This window comes from Streptococcus sp. SP1 (assembly GCF_030440005.1).
GTDB lineage: Bacteria > Bacillota > Bacilli > Lactobacillales > Streptococcaceae > Streptococcus > Streptococcus parasanguinis.
In genome coordinates this window covers 1-15,293 of the sequence record NZ_JAQFJJ010000007.1, presented here as the reverse complement: position 1 = coordinate 15,293, position 15,293 = coordinate 1, and the positions used below count along the sequence as shown (strand labels likewise).

The window sequence follows — 15,293 nt, the reverse complement described above, 5'->3', positions numbered from 1 at the left end:
CCTCCCCAAAAAATTTGCAAAGAAAAAGACGATAGTTTTTCTTCTATCGCCTTTGGTAACCGTTTTTATGAAATTTTTTAGATTGATTTTATTGCTTCATTGATTCCCTGAAGGAATGCTATAACAGCTACTCCGACCATCGGTATTCCATAAGGACTTAACAAAAATCCTAATACCAACGCCTCAATTCCAAGTGATATATCTTTTTGTATAAATGATCCTATTGCAGCAACGATACACATCAGCATCAAGAAATATAGAATAGTTGTTCCTATGCCGAGCAGGAATGTCAGAAATGCAGTGAGGATACTTAACAGCAATCTAATTGGAAATAAGATTATTTTTAATATCCATCTCATAAATACCCTCCATTTCTATTAAATCATCTTAAAATGCCTTAACGCATCCATGATAGCTTCCTCTTTTTCCGGTGTGCATTGTGGAATAACCTGTTTCTCTTTTTTTGATTTATTATAATGCTCCCTCAGTGCAATTCCACATTTCTTTTTAATCTGTGCAATATAGAGTGTCGAAACCTTTAAATCAAACTTTTCCAATATATATTTCTTGATTTGTGCATAAGTCGCTTTACTTTCAGCACTTGTCAAATCAAGCTCATCAAGCTTAATTTCAACATCTATATGTTTATCGACATCAAGTTTGGACAATAACGCTACCGTCTCAACGTGATGCGTCTGCGGAAAAAGATCCACCGGCTGGACTTTCTTCAATTCATAGCCCAACTCTTGGTAGAGTTTGATATCACGCGCCATGGTGGCGACGTTACAGGAGATATAGGCAATGCGGTCAGCTCCTGTTTGGGCACTTGCTTTGATAAAGCTTTCGGTCAAGCCCTTGCGTGGTGGATCGACCAGGATGGCGGTTGGTTGGACGCCTTCCTTGAGCCAATTCTTCATGGCATTTTCAGCTGTGTCACAGACATAGTGGGCATTGGTGATGCCATTTAAGCTGGCATTCTTCTGGCTATTCTCCACGGCTTCGGGGATGACTTCTACTCCATAAACTTCCTTGACATGCTTGGCAACTGATAGGCCAATGGTCCCGATTCCTGAGTAGGCATCAATCACGACATCCTCTTCTCTTAACTCCGCAAAGTCAATGGCTGTCTGATAGAGCTTCTCTGCCATTTCGGTATTGACCTGATAAAAGGCTGGTCCAGAGATTTGGAAATCATTTCCAAACATTTGATCCGTAATATAGTCTTGACCATAAAGCGTACGCCATTCTTTTCCAAAAATGGCATTGGTATTCTGATCATTGATATTTTGCATAACGGATTTGATGGCTGGGAATTGCTCGATCAACTGCTCGATCAACTGGTCCACACGGAACACCTTGGGACGAGTGGTCACCAAAATAACCATGATTTGACCTGAATGATGTCCTCGACGAACCACAAGATTCCGAATCAGGCCAGACTGTTCTTTTTCATCATAAGGCTTGAGGTCAAACCGACGAATCAAATCACGAAGCGCCAAGACCACTTGGTCAACGACTGGATCTTGGATGTAGAAATCTTCGATCGGCATCAAATCATGAGAGTTCTTCCGAAAGAAGCCTGTCTCTACCTGACCATTGACGCGACGGACAGGGACTTGGGCCTTGTTGCGGTATTGGACAGGATGGTCCATCCCCAAGGTCAGGGGCACTTCCATATCAGTGATTCCCGCCATCTTGTAGAGGCTATCCTTGACCTGCTTGGCCTTGAATTTCAGTTGCTCGGGATAAGCCAGGTGCCCCAAGTCGGCGATTCCGCTTCGTAAATAGGCAAGATCAAGCTCTTCATTGCGGTGAGGCGATTTTTCTAGGTACTCCTCTACTTTTCCGTAGCCAATCTTTTTGTTGACTTTAAGCACTCGCATGCGGACAACTTCTCCTGGCAGGGCATTCTCCACAAAAAAGACCAGGCCATCGACCTTAGCCACTCCTGCTCCTTCGTGGGTCAAATCGACAATCTCAACGGTTACAATTTCATTTTTCTTTAACATGGTGTTCTATCTTTCTACAAATTAAAAGGGGTGAAGTCCAAAACTCCTATCCCCTTATTATATCATCTCAGTCCCATTTGGTACAATTTCTTTTTATAAGCATCGAAATCGACGAGCAAGCCTTGGCCACCATACATATCGTAGGCATCGACCCAATCCCCATTTTCTGGGATGGTCACTCGTTCAATTCCTTTTCCAGCACTTCCAACCAGGCCAAGTCCATTGGTCAATAGGAAGGAGAAAGGTACATTGGTAGACGTCATAGCAAAGACTTTCCCGAGGGCTTCTGATCCCGTAAAGAGTTTGGTTGGATCCTTGATCTGGTGCATAATGGCAGACATGACCTCTTGTTGGCGACGGGTCCGACCAAAGTCCCCTTCATCATCCTTACGGAAACGCGAGTAATTGAGAAGGGTCCGGCCATCCATCCGTTGTTTTCCAACCTTGATGGTTTGTTGCGGAACGACACCGTCTTTCATGTTCAAATCGTCTGGTACTTCTACTTCACTGACCTTTTCGCCATCAACCGTTGAAAACTGCGCATTCATCTCGACCCCATTTGGGAAGAGGGTATCGATCGCTGTCGCAAAGGTCTTGAAATCGACCATGGCGTAATATTGGATGTCAATGTCAAAGTTATCTTTGAGCATCTGACGCACCAATTCAGCCCCTTGGTTGTTATTTTGCTCCCCAATGGTAAAGGCAGTATTGAGCTTCTGGTCATAGTAGCCATCATATTCAGGAATATTTTGCTGGCTGACACCATCTATATGGACCAGTGTATCCCGCATGAAGCTGACCATCTTGATCTTGCCTTCTTTATTATTGACATTGACCACCATGATGGAGTCTGTCCGGGTTTCATCTGACTTCTCACCGATCCGACCATCTGTCCCCAAGATCAGGATATTGACCCCATCTCGCGACTTCTTGCCGTTAAATTTCTCGACGACAGCAGGCTTGGCATCTTTACCAGCTGGTTTACTGTTCAGGCCTTTCACAAACATAAAGACCATACCACCGATAATGAGCAAGAAAAAGAGAGCAAGCCATTTGAGGATTCTCTTCACACGAATTTTTCTGCGGGGTTTCTTTCTTTTCTCCGCACCACCAGCTACCGCAGTTTTTTTCTTAGACTTTTGGCTACGTGACTGGTAGACAGGAAGTTGACCGATTTGCTCTGAAACCTCACCTTGAACTTCTTCAGTACTTGCTACTTCAGGCGTAGTAGGTCTGGATTCCTCATAAGCTCCTTGACTCTTCTTGAGCAGGTACTTGTATTCTAGTTGTTCTCGTTCATTCAAATAATGAAAATTTGAGTATAAGTACTCTAATCGCTTTCGCTCATGGTGAGATAGAAAGTTTGATTCCTTACTCATCTTTTCTCCATTCCATTTTCTTTTAAGGTATAGACCTGATACTGACCCAAGACTTTTGTCTGAATGCCCAAACAGTCTAATTCTTGATAGGCAAACTGCAGAAGATCAGGCGCTTCGTTTAGGAGGTCAATAATGAAAAAGTATTCTCCTAAAGCTGTTTTTAGTGGTCGACTTTCAATCTTGGTTAAATTGATCCCCCGCCAAGCAAAGGTAGACAAACCTTTATAGAGGGCTCCTGCCAGGTTACTTGGTAAGGTCAAGGCCAAGCTAACTTTTTGAAGGGCCGGACTTAAAGTTTCTGAGATCGCTGGCTCTTTGGCCCCTAAAATCCAAAAACGTGTATAATTGTCCTCGATTTCTTGGATGTCTTTTGCCTGGACTTCCAAGCCGTACTCACTAGCTGCTGCCAGAGGGGCAATCGCTGCAATTTCCAAGTCTGGATGTTCTGCTACATATCGCGCTGCATAGGCTGTTGAAGCCGTCATTTCCATAGCCACATTTGGATAATGGGCCCTGAGAAAAGCCTTCCCTTGGGCCAAGGCCTGTGGATGCGAATAGACCGTTCGAATAGGTCGATCTTTCTTTGCAACCAAGAGCTGTTGCTTGATGGGATAGACCACTTCTGCAACGGCCTGAATCGTCCCTTGATGAAAGAGGTAATCAAGGGTCTCATGGACACTGCCTTCGATAGAGTTTTCAACGGGGACGACTGCAAAATCGATCTCTTGATTCTCATAAGCTTTGATGACATCTGTGATCGTCCGATAGGCAATGCGTTCAGAAGTTGGAAAGCTATGAGTGGCCACATCATGGGTAAAAGATCCCTTGGGACCAAGATAGCCTACAAGCATCGAATGATCTCCGCAATTTCTTCAGGTGTTTTGTCCTCAACATCCACAATATGGGTAGCAATATCCTCATACAAAGGCAAACGACCATCAAAAATCTTCTTAAATTCTTCTTTTGTGTTGTTTAAAAAGAGGGGACGTTGCATGGCTTTGTCATTTTGAATCCGGCTGTACAAGGTCTCAAAATTCACTCGCAAGTAGATATTATGCGGATTTTTTTCCAGAAGGGCACGGTTATGAGGATTGACGACAATCCCGCCTCCAGGGGAAATAATGGCTGCCTCGTTTTCCAACAAACGCTCCAGCATTTCAGCCTCGCGACGACGAAAGGCTGCTTCTCCTTCCACTGCGAAATAGTCATTGATCGACATACCGATCTCTTCAACAATTAATTCATCCATATCATGGAACTTTGGATCAAGAATGCGACCAACGGTCGTTTTCCCAGCTCCCATAAAACCAAGTAAAATTTTAGCCATGCAGTAATGTCTCCAAATCTTCAAAAAAACTAGGGTAACTGGTGTTGATGGCCTCTGCCCGATCCAACACCACATTTCCATCTCTCACCAATAAGGCAGCAATGGTAGCCATCATCCCAATTCGGTGATCTCCAAAAGTCTCTAAGTCTGCTCCATGTAGGGGAGTCGGTCCAGTGATGATCATGCCGTCTTCCGTTGGCACGACATTAGCTCCCATGGCATTAAGGCTATCTGCTACGACCTGGATACGGTCTGTTTCTTTCACGCGAAGCTCTTCAGCATCCGCAATCACAGTCTGACCATTTGCTTGTGTCGCTAGTAAAGCAATAATCGGCAATTCATCAATCAAGCGTGGAATCAACTCCCCATCAATTCGAATCCCTTTTAAGGATGAAGTCTTGACAGTGAGACTCGCAGAGACCGCTTTTTCATCGCGATCCTCCATGGTGAGATCTCCCCCCATTTCTTGAATCACATCGAGAATCCCTGTCCGCGTTTGGTTGATGCCAACATTTTCAATCTTGATCACACTATCTGGCAGAATGAGGCCTGCCACTAACCAAAAGGCTGCACTGGAAATATCTCCAGGAACGATGACTTCTTGACCTTGGAACTCTTGTCCACCCTTGATTCGGATGGTTTTTCCATCCACCTGGATCTCTCCACCAAATTGGCGAATCATATCTTCCGTATGGTCACGCGTCTTTTCCTTCTCGATAATCGTTGATTCACCCTCAGCCTGTAAAGCCGCAAAAATTAAAGCAGACTTAACTTGGGCCGATGCGACTGGCAAACGGTAATGAATGGGTTGAAGCTGATGTGTCCCTTTTTCATGTAAAGGCGGGCAATCGCGCTCTCCCTGACCTGCAATCTCTACTCCCATCTGACGCAGTGGGATCGCCACACGATCCATGGGGCGTTTGGAAAGACTATCATCTCCAACCATGGTCACTGCAAAATCCTGACCTGCTAGGACACCTGAAATCAAACGTATAGACGTTCCTGAATTGCCCATATCAAGGGGAGCGGTCGGAGCTTGAAGACCTTGAAAGCCTACCCCTTGAATCCGAATCACATCCCCGTCATCTTGGATGGAGACTCCTAAATCTCGAAACACCTGGATGGTAGAAAGCACATCTTCGCCTCGCAAGATATCATAGACCTTGGTTTCGCCCTTTGCAAGACTTCCAAAAATAATGGATCGGTGACTGATGGATTTGTCACCAGGGACACGAATGGTTCCCTTTAGACCCTTGCTATTGGTTCTTAATTTCATTGCCATCTCCAGAGTGCTTTTCCACATATTCTATCATAAATAGGACATGAATTCAATTTTTGATCAAAAATTTGGAACAAAAAACGAATGTTTCCAAGCATTTTTTGCGTTTCTTTTCTTCTACTGGCGAACGAAAATACCAGAGTCGAAATTACAACTCTGGTAGAAATTTCTACTTGTATAAATCTTGAATCGGCTCAAAGATGATCTTTTCAAGATCTGCAAGATAAATAGACAATTGTTGTTGTTTGGTGAAAAATTCATTCACAATCGGACTTGCTTGGATTTTTTCCATGTAGTCCTTCATTTCTTGTTGCACAGCTTCTGTTGGAAGTTGACCGGATTGCATCAAGCCTTGCAGTTTATTTTGGAAAGCGACATATTCGTCAAACAGCGTTTTCGCTTCTGGATTTGCTTCGATCGCTTGCTTGCTTTCTACGACAGCCTTATATTCAGGAAGGTCTCGCAGGGTCCGAGAGAGTTCGTTTGCTAGATCATAAATATTTGCCATTTTCTAGGCTCCTTTACTGATAAGATACTTCTATTATACTGCTTTTCCTTCAATATTCCTAAAATGAAGCAGGTATTTTGACGCAAATCCTTCTGTAGACCTAGCGAGCAAGGGCAGTATAAGACGTCGCCTGGCTGATCAATGTTTGAGCCCGCTCTTGATCCTCTGCATTTTTAAAGGTCAGCTGCAAAATCCCGTGGATATCTTCACGATTCTCTTCATTGATGTGAATATTGACCAAAGAAATCCCTTGTACAATTTGCAAAATCTCAAGAATGACGCCTTCCTTATCTGGAACATCGATAAAGAGATCATAGGCACTATCGCGTCCAGCACGCTGATGGATCTGCATTTCTTTTCGGTGCTTCCGCCCTTCATGGAAAAAGGACCAAATAGCCTCTTCGTTATCTGCTTGAATGGTCTCAGCCACCTGATCCAAACGGTCTTTGAAATCTTCAATCCGCTCTAATATCGCTTGAGGGTTGGACAAGAGAATAGAAGTCCACATGCCTGGCTCACTTTCCGCAATCCGTGTCATATCCCGAAAGCCACCAGCCGCAAAACGGCGGGTCATTTCATGCTCTTCCCCATAAGCTACGGCCTGCTCGACCAGAGTGGAGGCTAAAATATGAGGAAAATGGCTGATCTGGGAAGTCACTCGATCGTGTTCCGCGGCATCGATTTCAATAAAGCGGGATCCCAATCCACTCAGAAGCTCTTTCAACTCTTCCGTGGCACCTCCTGTCGTCAAGCTGGAAGGGGTAAAAATATAATAGGCATTTTCAAATAAGGTTGCATCTGCTGCTGCTGCACCTGTCTTATGACTACCAGCCATGGGGTGCCCTCCCACAAAGCGAACAGCCTTATCTGTAAATACCCTTTCAGCTTGTGCAACAATTTCTGCCTTGGTGGAGCCAGCATCTGTCACCAGTACCTGGTCTTTCAAATTCAGGCCAGCTAAGGTTTCTAAGTAAGACTTGGTTTGCTTGATGGGAAGGGCCAAAATAATGATATCTGCTAAAGGGGCAAAGGCTTCGAAATCATCTGTCACTTGATCCACCATTCCCCTTTCAAGGGCGATGGTTCGAGAGGCTTCACTACGATTGTACCCAAGAACGGTCGCATTTGGGTGGGCCCTCTTAATGCCTAGCGCAAGTGAAGCACCAATCAAACCCAAACCTGCTATATAAACAACTTTCTTCTCCAAAGGAAAACTCTTTCTCTTAAAAATTCTTCGTAAAGTCCCGGTGCTTAGCAACAGCTTCTTTCAATTCTTCCAAGTTATCGGATGAGAATTTTTCAAGCACTTCTGTCGCAAGGACCGTTGCGACCACGGCTTCCATCACCACGCCTGCAGCGGGTAGAGCCGTTGGGTCGCTACGCTCAACCGTCGCCTTATAAGGCTCATGAGTTTCAATATCCACACTCATCAAAGGTTTGTAGAGGGTCGGAATAGGCTTCATGACACCACGAACTAGAATGGGCTCACCGTTGGTCATCCCCCCCTCAAAACCACCAAGATTATTGGTGCGACGGGTATAGCCACCTTCTTCAGACCAGATGATTTCATCCATGACTTGACTACCTTTTAGGCGACCTGCGTCAAAACCAAGACCAAACTCAACTCCCTTAAAGGCATTGATAGAGACCACTCCTTGAGCGATTTTGGCATCCAATTTCTTGTCCCATTGTACATAGGATCCTAGTCCAACAGGTACACCGCCAACCAAGGTTTCCACAATTCCCCCGATGGTATCGCCATCTTTTTTCACTTGGTCAATGTAAGCCTTAACGGCTTCTTCTTGTTCTGGCACAACGATCGAAACTTCCGACTTCGTTGCCTTTTCCTTGATTTCTGAAACGGTTAGATTCCCGGGAATTGCAATCTCGATTCCCCCAAAATTAACAATGTGGCTGGCCACTTCAACGCCAATCTCTTCTAAAATCCGTTTAGCAACCGCACCAACGGCTACACGCATCGTCGTCTCACGGGCAGAAGAACGCTCTAAGGAATTACGAAGATCGTCAAAACGGTATTTAATCCCTCCGACTAGATCGGCATGACCAGGACGTGGCTTGGTGATCTTACGCAGATTTTTCTTTTTCTCTTCGACCGGTGCTACATTCATGATCTCCAGCCATTTTTGGTGATCCAGATTGGTCACGTTCAGAGTAATCGGACCTCCCATGGTCAAGCCATGACGGACACCTGATGTGATCTCAACACGGTCACTCTCGATTTTCATCCGAGCACCACGACCATAGCCACCTTGTCGACGTTTGAGCTCTTTATTAATATCCTCTTCAGATAAAGGAAGGCCTGCCGGAACCCCCTCGATGATGGCTGTTAGTCGAGGCCCATGGGACTCTCCTGCTGTTAAATATCTCATACGACCTTATTCCTTTCTTTCTAAAAAGTCCTTCATTTCTTGAAGAGGGATTTTATGAATCGCTGCTTGCCCTAACTCTGGAACAATTACTAATTTCAAGCTAGTTCCACGCGCTTTTTTGTCATGGGTCAAGGCTTGATAAAGGGCTTCTTTATCCCAGTTCTCATAGGTCACCGGAAGACCAAATTTCCGGCACATTTCTTCGATTTTTTGACTGATTCCCTTTGGCATCAAGCCCTTTTCTTCTGCAACTCGGGAGAGCTGCACCATGCCCATACTGACGGCTTCTCCATGCATAACTTGCCCATAACCAGCTGTCGCTTCAATAGCATGTCCAATAGTATGACCAAAATTGAGATACAGTCGAATACCATTGTCCAGCTCATCTGCCACAACATGGTCTCGCTTCACCAGGCAAGAATGGGAAATGATGCTCTCTGCATGCTCTAAAATACTCTCGATGGAACCATCCATGGCTTCCAATTCTTCCCAAAGTTCCGTATCTTGGATGAGGCCGTACTTAATGACTTCGCCCATCCCTTCGATCAATTCACGTTGCCCCAACGTGCTCAACACTTCAGGATCAATAAACACACCATCTGGTTGAGCAAAGGTCCCTACCATGTTTTTAGCAAGTGTTGTGTTGACTCCCGTCTTTCCCCCGATAGAAGAATCCACCTGTGCGGTCAAGCTAGTCGGGATCTGAACAAAGGAAATTCCCCGCATATAGGTCGAGGCAGCAAAACCAGCCAAATCACCAACTACGCCACCCCCAAGAGCAACAATTCCATCACTGCGCGTCATACCTTGGGTAGCTAGAAAGTCATAAACTTTTGAAACAGTGGTTAGATTCTTACTGGCTTCCCCTTGAAGAAACTCAAAGCGCACCACTTGAAAACCAGCTTTCTCAAGGCTCTTCTCTACGATTGAGGCATATAGCTTAGCCACGCGGTTATCGGAAATGATAGCGACTTTTTTATCGCCCCAAAGAGTGCGCAACCAATCTCCAACCTGGTTGAGACCACCTCTTTCAATCACAATATCATAGGAATGTCCTGGAATAGGTACCGATACGTTCATAGGAATCTCCTTTTCAGCATGTTCTCTATTTATCTTACCATGAATCCATCTCCTTGTCTGCATTGAAAAGGACTTATGCAAGAAAAAAACAAGACACAAAGGTCTTGTTTTTTTCAATGTATAAAATGACTGTATTCATTTTTTAAGGCTTCCCAAACTGCGTCCGCTGGGAAATCCTTCTCCGTCATTAGCTCAAAGGCTTTTTCTGCCTGATAAAACAGCATTCCCAGTCCATTTAAAGTCTGATTGCCTTGTTGGCGACCCAATTTTAAAAATGGAGTTTCAGCTGGAAAATAAATCATATCAGCAATAATCGCTTCTTTTGGAAATTGAATGCTCTCAGGAATGGGGAGGGACTCACCATCCATGCCCACACCTGCCGCATTCAAGATCAAATCGGATTTATTTAGAATCGTTTGAAGTTTCTCTGTATCCTTGATATAGTGCAATTGCAAGTCGAACTGAAAATTCTTTCCTAATTGGTCCAAGCGTTGTTTGGAAGTCTCATAGCCTTCCGAGCGCTCAAACAGATGGATCTCTGCTGCCCCTTGCGCAATTGCATGCGCCACAATCGCAGAAGCCGCACCCCCAGCACCCAGGATCGCCATGACTCCATTTTTCATCGAAAAGGTCATCGGTAAACTGCGAAAGAAACCAATCCCATCCGTATTATAGCCTTTAAGCTGGCCATCACGGTGAACAATGGTATTGACAGAGCCGATCTTTCGGGCCATCCCATCCACTTCGTCTAGATAAGGAAAGACCTTTTGCTTATAGGGCATGGAGATGTTGGCCCCAATCATATCCAACTTACGAATTTGGCTGATGGTGCTTTCTAAGTCTTCTTCAGCAATATCCCAAGCTAGATAAGCAGCATTGGTCGCTGTTAATTCATAGGCTAGATTATGGATAAAAGGAGAGATACTATGACGAATAGGATGGGCAATGACTGCTGCCATCCGAGTATAGCCATCAATCTTCATTCAATAACTCCCGAATTCTTCTCATATTTTCAAGAGGGATTTGACCTGGAGCACTTTCTTCTCCAACTCTAGCATAAGACCAAGAAGAGCCTGTCAAATCAGCTGTCAAACGTGAAATTTTCCCGATCTTACCCATGGAAATGGTGACATACTCTTGCTCAGGATTCAACGTCTTGAAACCACGCGTATAATTCATCAAATCAAGGACATCTTGTTCATTGTGGGCCATAACGGATACCTTGACTAATTTTGGAGAAAAACTGGTCAATTCCGATAAGATCTCCATCATATTTTCCGGTGTCTCTTGGAAATTGTGGTAGCTGAGAACAAGATTTGAAAATTCCAACATCTCTTCAAAGACTTCACGGTGACTATAATACTCGAAATCGATATAATCCGGATGATAGATAGATTGAATATCTTTCAAAATCCCAACATATTCCTCGTTGGTCAGCTCCATCTCTCCACCTTCAGCTCGAGTCCGCAAGGTGAATAAAATCTCGCGTCCAGCAAATTTCTCAAAAACTGCAGGAGCAACAGTTAAGATCTCGCTTTTTTCTAAAAAGTCCGCACGCCACTCAATAACATCTGCATCCTCGTAACGCGAACTATCTAGTTGTTGCGCCTCTTCTAAGGAGCGAGGCATAATCGAAACAACTAACTTCATACATCCACCCTAATCGTAAATACTTTTAAGTAATTACTACTTTCTTCTTTCTTGTTCCATCGAAAATCACCCGGAAGTCCGTATTCCGCTACATAGCGATGCTTACGACCTTGAAATCCCTTTTCGATTTGTTTTTTAAATTTTTCTTTGTTGACATTTGCCGCATTGGTACTGAGAATCAAGGTCCCACCTGGATTTAAAATCTCAAGAGCCTCGCTGACCAATCGATGATAATCTTTAGCGACTGAAAAGGTCCGTTTTTTATTCCGCGCAAAGCTAGGCGGATCGAGCACGATCACATCATAGCTTAGGTCATGGCGTTTGGCATATTTGTAATAGTCAAAGACATCCATCACGACAAAACGATGAGCATCCAGCGCCAAGCCATTTGCCACGAAATGCGCTTCTGATAATTCTCTACTTCTCTTAGCCAGATCGACTGATGTTGTCTCAACTGCTCCACCCATTGCCGCAGCCACAGAGAAGGCTGCCGTATAGGAGAACATATTGAGCAAGGACTTGCCAGCTGCTAAGCCCTCTACCAAGCTACCTCGAACTTCATGCTGATCCAAAAAGATTCCCGTCATCAAACCATCATTGAGAAAGACTTGGTAAGAGACCCCATTTTCAAGAACCAAAAATTCTTGCGGAGCTTCTTCTCCATAGACATGAGCCGATTCATAGTCCAAGCCTTTAAAGCGAATCTTTTCATAACCGCCTCGAACTTCTGGGAAAGCCTCTTGAAAGGCCACTAGAATGGTTTCCTTGATCTGAAATACAAAGGGATTGTACCAAGCAAAGACAACAAACTCACCATACAAGTCAACCGTGAAGCCACCAAAACCATCTCCCTCTTGGTTAAAGAGACGAAAGGCTGTCGTCGTTTCATCTGCATAATAAGAACGACGGTATTGCTTGGCCTTGATGAAAAGCTTTTTAAAAAAGTCTTGATCAAAAGCGACCAACTCTTGCGAAACAAACCATCCAATCCCTTTATTTTGTTCAGATAAGTATCCGACTCCGAGGGATTGTCCATCTCCTGAAAGCAATTGAACCGCTTGATCCAAAGCAGGAAGTGAGTCAAAATCTTGCTTTTCAAGAAGAGATTGTCCTTGTTTGATTTTTGTTGCGACTTGGCGACTGACTGTGAGTTTTTTCATACCCTCTATTATAGCAAAAGTCTGAGGTTTTCACAAAGGGAGGCTTTATTTACTAGAACTTTTTTTGCTATTTTATTTCAGCTCTTATCCTTTAGCTTTTTACGATTTCATATACCTGATCTTTCCTATTTCTTTCCTCTGCTTTACAGTCATTTTTTTCTTTCTCCATAAAATTGTGGTATACTTGTATATGAAAATTTTTAGGAAATAAGACAAGGAAGTAACATTTTGTGAAAAAAATTACGAATTCGATACTCAATTTCATGAGTACCAGACTAGGATTTGTCTTGACCCTTCTGTTGCTCTACTGGTTCAAAACCATGTGGGCCTATTCAGTTGATTTTAATTTAGACATTCAGGGACCGTATCAGATTTTTCTAGCAGTGATCAACCCATTGCCGATCAGTTTGCTCTTCATCGGTCTAGCACTCTATATCAAACGAACTAAGCTCTTTTATAGTTTGGCCTTTGGGATCTACCTTCTCTTATTTATTTGGTTGATTTCCAACTCCATCTATTATCGAGAGTTTACAGACTTCGTAACGGTCAATACCATGTTGGCTTCCAGTAAGGTTTCTGCCGGTCTCGGAGCCGCGGCTTTAGAATTGTTCCGACCTTGGGATGTGATCTACATTCTAGATTTCCCTATTCTAGCTTTCTTCTTCTTTAAGAAATGGATTCGAATGGACAATCGTCCCTTCAATAAACGAGCTAGTTTTGCGGTTACCTCTTTATCAGCCATGCTCTTTTCGGCCAACCTTTTCCTTGCAGAAATTGACCGACCTGAGCTCTTGACTCGTGGGTTCTCAAACTACTATGTCGTTCGTGCCCTAGGCTTACCAGCCTTTCTAGGTTACAGTGCTAATCAGACCTATGCTGCCAACAAAGAACGTTCCAAAGCTTCCGAAGCAGATTTAAAACCGGTGGAAGAATATATCCAACAGCATTACGCCAAGCCTAATCCTGAGTACTTTGGAATGGCAAAAGGCCGTAACGTCATCTACATTCACTTGGAAAGTTTCCAACAATTCTTGATCGATTACAAGTTGAAAGTAGATGATAAAGAATATGAAGTAACGCCATTCTTAAATTCACTTTACCACTCGAAGGAAACCTTTGCCTTTTCAAACGTCTTTAACCAAGTCAAGGCAGGGAAAACGTCTGATGCTGAGACCATGATTGAAACAGGCCTCTTCGGACTCAACCAAGGTTCCTTTATGGTGAACTATGGTGGAACCAATACCCAACAGGCTGCACCATTTATTCTTTCAAAAAATGGTTACAACTCGAGCGCTGTTTTCCATGGGAATGCTGGAAGTTTCTGGAATCGAAATACCGCCTATAAACAATGGGGCTACAATTACTTCTTTGATGCCAGCTACTTCACCAAACAAAACAGCAGCAATTCCTTCCAGTATGGTCTTAATGACAAATACATGCTCAAGGATTCCATCAAATACCTAGAAAGATTGCAACAACCTTTCTATACGAAGTTCATTACGGTTTCCAACCACTATCCTTATACGACCAGCTTGTCAGGAGATGATCTTGGCTTCCCTCTAGCTAAGACACAGGACGAAACCATCAATGGCTATTTTGCGACCGCTAACTACCTAGATTCTTCGATCAAAGCCTTCTTTGATTACCTGAAAGAATCTGGTCTTTACAAAAATTCCATCATCGTTCTCTATGGGGACCACTACGGAATTTCAAACTCCCGCAATCCAGCTCTTGCTCCTCTACTTGGTAAGAACTCTGAAACATGGTCAAGTTATGACAATGCCATGTTGCAACGAGTACCTTATATGGTAGTCATTCCAGGTATGGATAAGGGTGGCATCATTGATACCTATGGTGGCGAAATTGATATGCTCCCAACCTTGGAACATTTGCTTGGGATTGAATCCAACAAATTCCTCCAAGTTGGTCAAGATATGCTCTCACCAGAACATGATCAAATCGTCGCCTTCCGCTCCGCTAACTACTTTGTAACTCCAGAGTATACGAGCTATAGTGGCCGGACCTATTACACCAAAACAGGTGAGGAAATTACGAACCCAGACGAAAAAACCAAGGAAGAACTGGACAAGATCAGGGAAGCTGCTAACCTTCAATTGAAGATTAGCGATAGCATCCAGACCGGTGATCTCCTTCGCTTCTTCAAGGGCAATGATCTTGGAAAAGTCAATCCAGAAGATTATTCCTACACCAATTCCTTCAAGGCATTGAAGAAGATTGAAAAGGAAAAAGGTGACAAATCAACCAGCCTTTATAACCAACGTGGCAACCAGTCCACCGTTGATCTCTTCAAGGCACCAACTTATAAAGAATTGCACCCAGAAGATGATAGTTCTTCCTCAGCCGAGACCAGCAGCAGTTCTTCTAAATCATGACCACCCGTCAAACGGGTGGTTTGTACCAGGGCTATAAGCCCAGATAACTAGCCAGCGCCTAAAGACGCTGGCTTTCACTTTGTTCAAGCCTTATTGCATTTGACTCGTCACAGACCTC

Annotated in this window: 14 protein-coding genes; 1 reads left to right on the top strand and 13 read right to left on the bottom strand. The window is 43.9% G+C overall.

The genetic code is table 11. The features are described from left to right. Positions 1-77 precede the first annotated feature (77 nt). The 13 genes from PCY07_RS04830 to PCY07_RS04770 all read right to left on the bottom strand — a co-directional run bounded on the left by PCY07_RS04830 (position 78) and on the right by PCY07_RS04770 (position 12,782). Complete coding sequence (locus tag PCY07_RS04830) at positions 78-359, bottom strand: CD1845 family protein (RefSeq protein WP_006526032.1); 282 nt, start codon at positions 357-359, stop codon at positions 78-80. Between the two features lie 18 nt (positions 360-377). Continuing rightward, positions 378-2,009, bottom strand: coding sequence for a 23S rRNA (uracil(1939)-C(5))-methyltransferase RlmD (gene rlmD / locus PCY07_RS04825; protein WP_301356078.1), 1,632 nt, complete (start codon positions 2,007-2,009; stop codon positions 378-380). A 62-nt stretch (positions 2,010-2,071) separates the two neighbouring features. Beyond that, positions 2,072-3,388 carry an LCP family protein gene (locus PCY07_RS04820; RefSeq protein ID WP_301356079.1) on the bottom strand — a complete coding sequence of 439 codons (1,317 nt, stop codon included), beginning with the start codon at positions 3,386-3,388 and terminating at the stop codon, positions 2,072-2,074. Further along, complete coding sequence (pheA, locus tag PCY07_RS04815; protein ID WP_301356080.1) at positions 3,385-4,239, bottom strand: prephenate dehydratase; 855 nt, start codon at positions 4,237-4,239, stop codon at positions 3,385-3,387. Before pheA ends, PCY07_RS04820 begins: the two co-directional genes overlap by 4 nt. Next, the gene (locus tag PCY07_RS04810; protein WP_101770513.1) at positions 4,230-4,715 is read right to left on the bottom strand and encodes a shikimate kinase; all 486 of its coding nucleotides are present in this window, start codon (positions 4,713-4,715) and stop codon (positions 4,230-4,232) included. Before PCY07_RS04810 ends, pheA begins: the two co-directional genes overlap by 10 nt. After that, the gene (gene aroA / locus PCY07_RS04805) at positions 4,708-5,991 is read right to left on the bottom strand and encodes a 3-phosphoshikimate 1-carboxyvinyltransferase (RefSeq protein ID WP_101770512.1); all 1,284 of its coding nucleotides are present in this window, start codon (positions 5,989-5,991) and stop codon (positions 4,708-4,710) included. The genes PCY07_RS04810 and aroA overlap by 8 nt, the downstream gene beginning before the upstream one ends. Positions 5,992-6,163: 172 nt before the next feature. Then, complete coding sequence (locus PCY07_RS04800; RefSeq protein WP_101770511.1) at positions 6,164-6,502, bottom strand: YlbF/YmcA family competence regulator; 339 nt, start codon at positions 6,500-6,502, stop codon at positions 6,164-6,166. Between the two features lie 100 nt (positions 6,503-6,602). Beyond that, complete coding sequence (locus PCY07_RS04795; protein WP_101770510.1) at positions 6,603-7,709, bottom strand: prephenate dehydrogenase; 1,107 nt, start codon at positions 7,707-7,709, stop codon at positions 6,603-6,605. A 16-nt stretch (positions 7,710-7,725) separates the two neighbouring features. Beyond that, positions 7,726-8,892, bottom strand: a complete 1,167-nt coding sequence (gene aroC, locus PCY07_RS04790; protein WP_301356084.1) for a chorismate synthase — start codon at positions 8,890-8,892, stop codon at positions 7,726-7,728. A gap of 6 nt (positions 8,893-8,898) precedes the next feature. Next, the gene (aroB, locus tag PCY07_RS04785) at positions 8,899-9,972 is read right to left on the bottom strand and encodes a 3-dehydroquinate synthase (protein WP_301356085.1); all 1,074 of its coding nucleotides are present in this window, start codon (positions 9,970-9,972) and stop codon (positions 8,899-8,901) included. Positions 9,973-10,085: 113 nt separating this feature from the next. Further along, positions 10,086-10,955, bottom strand: coding sequence for a shikimate dehydrogenase (gene aroE / locus PCY07_RS04780; protein WP_301356086.1), 870 nt, complete (start codon positions 10,953-10,955; stop codon positions 10,086-10,088). Beyond that, entirely contained in the window at positions 10,945-11,622 is a 678-nt protein-coding gene (aroD, locus tag PCY07_RS04775; RefSeq protein ID WP_049489247.1) for a type I 3-dehydroquinate dehydratase, read from the bottom strand. Before aroD ends, aroE begins: the two co-directional genes overlap by 11 nt. Further along, the gene (locus tag PCY07_RS04770) at positions 11,619-12,782 is read right to left on the bottom strand and encodes a class I SAM-dependent rRNA methyltransferase (protein ID WP_101770505.1); all 1,164 of its coding nucleotides are present in this window, start codon (positions 12,780-12,782) and stop codon (positions 11,619-11,621) included. The genes aroD and PCY07_RS04770 overlap by 4 nt, the downstream gene beginning before the upstream one ends. 230 nt (positions 12,783-13,012) lie before the next feature. Here PCY07_RS04770 and PCY07_RS04765 point away from each other — a divergent pair, with 230 nt between their 5' ends. Next, the gene (locus PCY07_RS04765) at positions 13,013-15,175 is read left to right on the top strand and encodes an LTA synthase family protein (protein ID WP_301356090.1); all 2,163 of its coding nucleotides are present in this window, start codon (positions 13,013-13,015) and stop codon (positions 15,173-15,175) included. Positions 15,176-15,293: the final 118 nt, after the last annotated feature.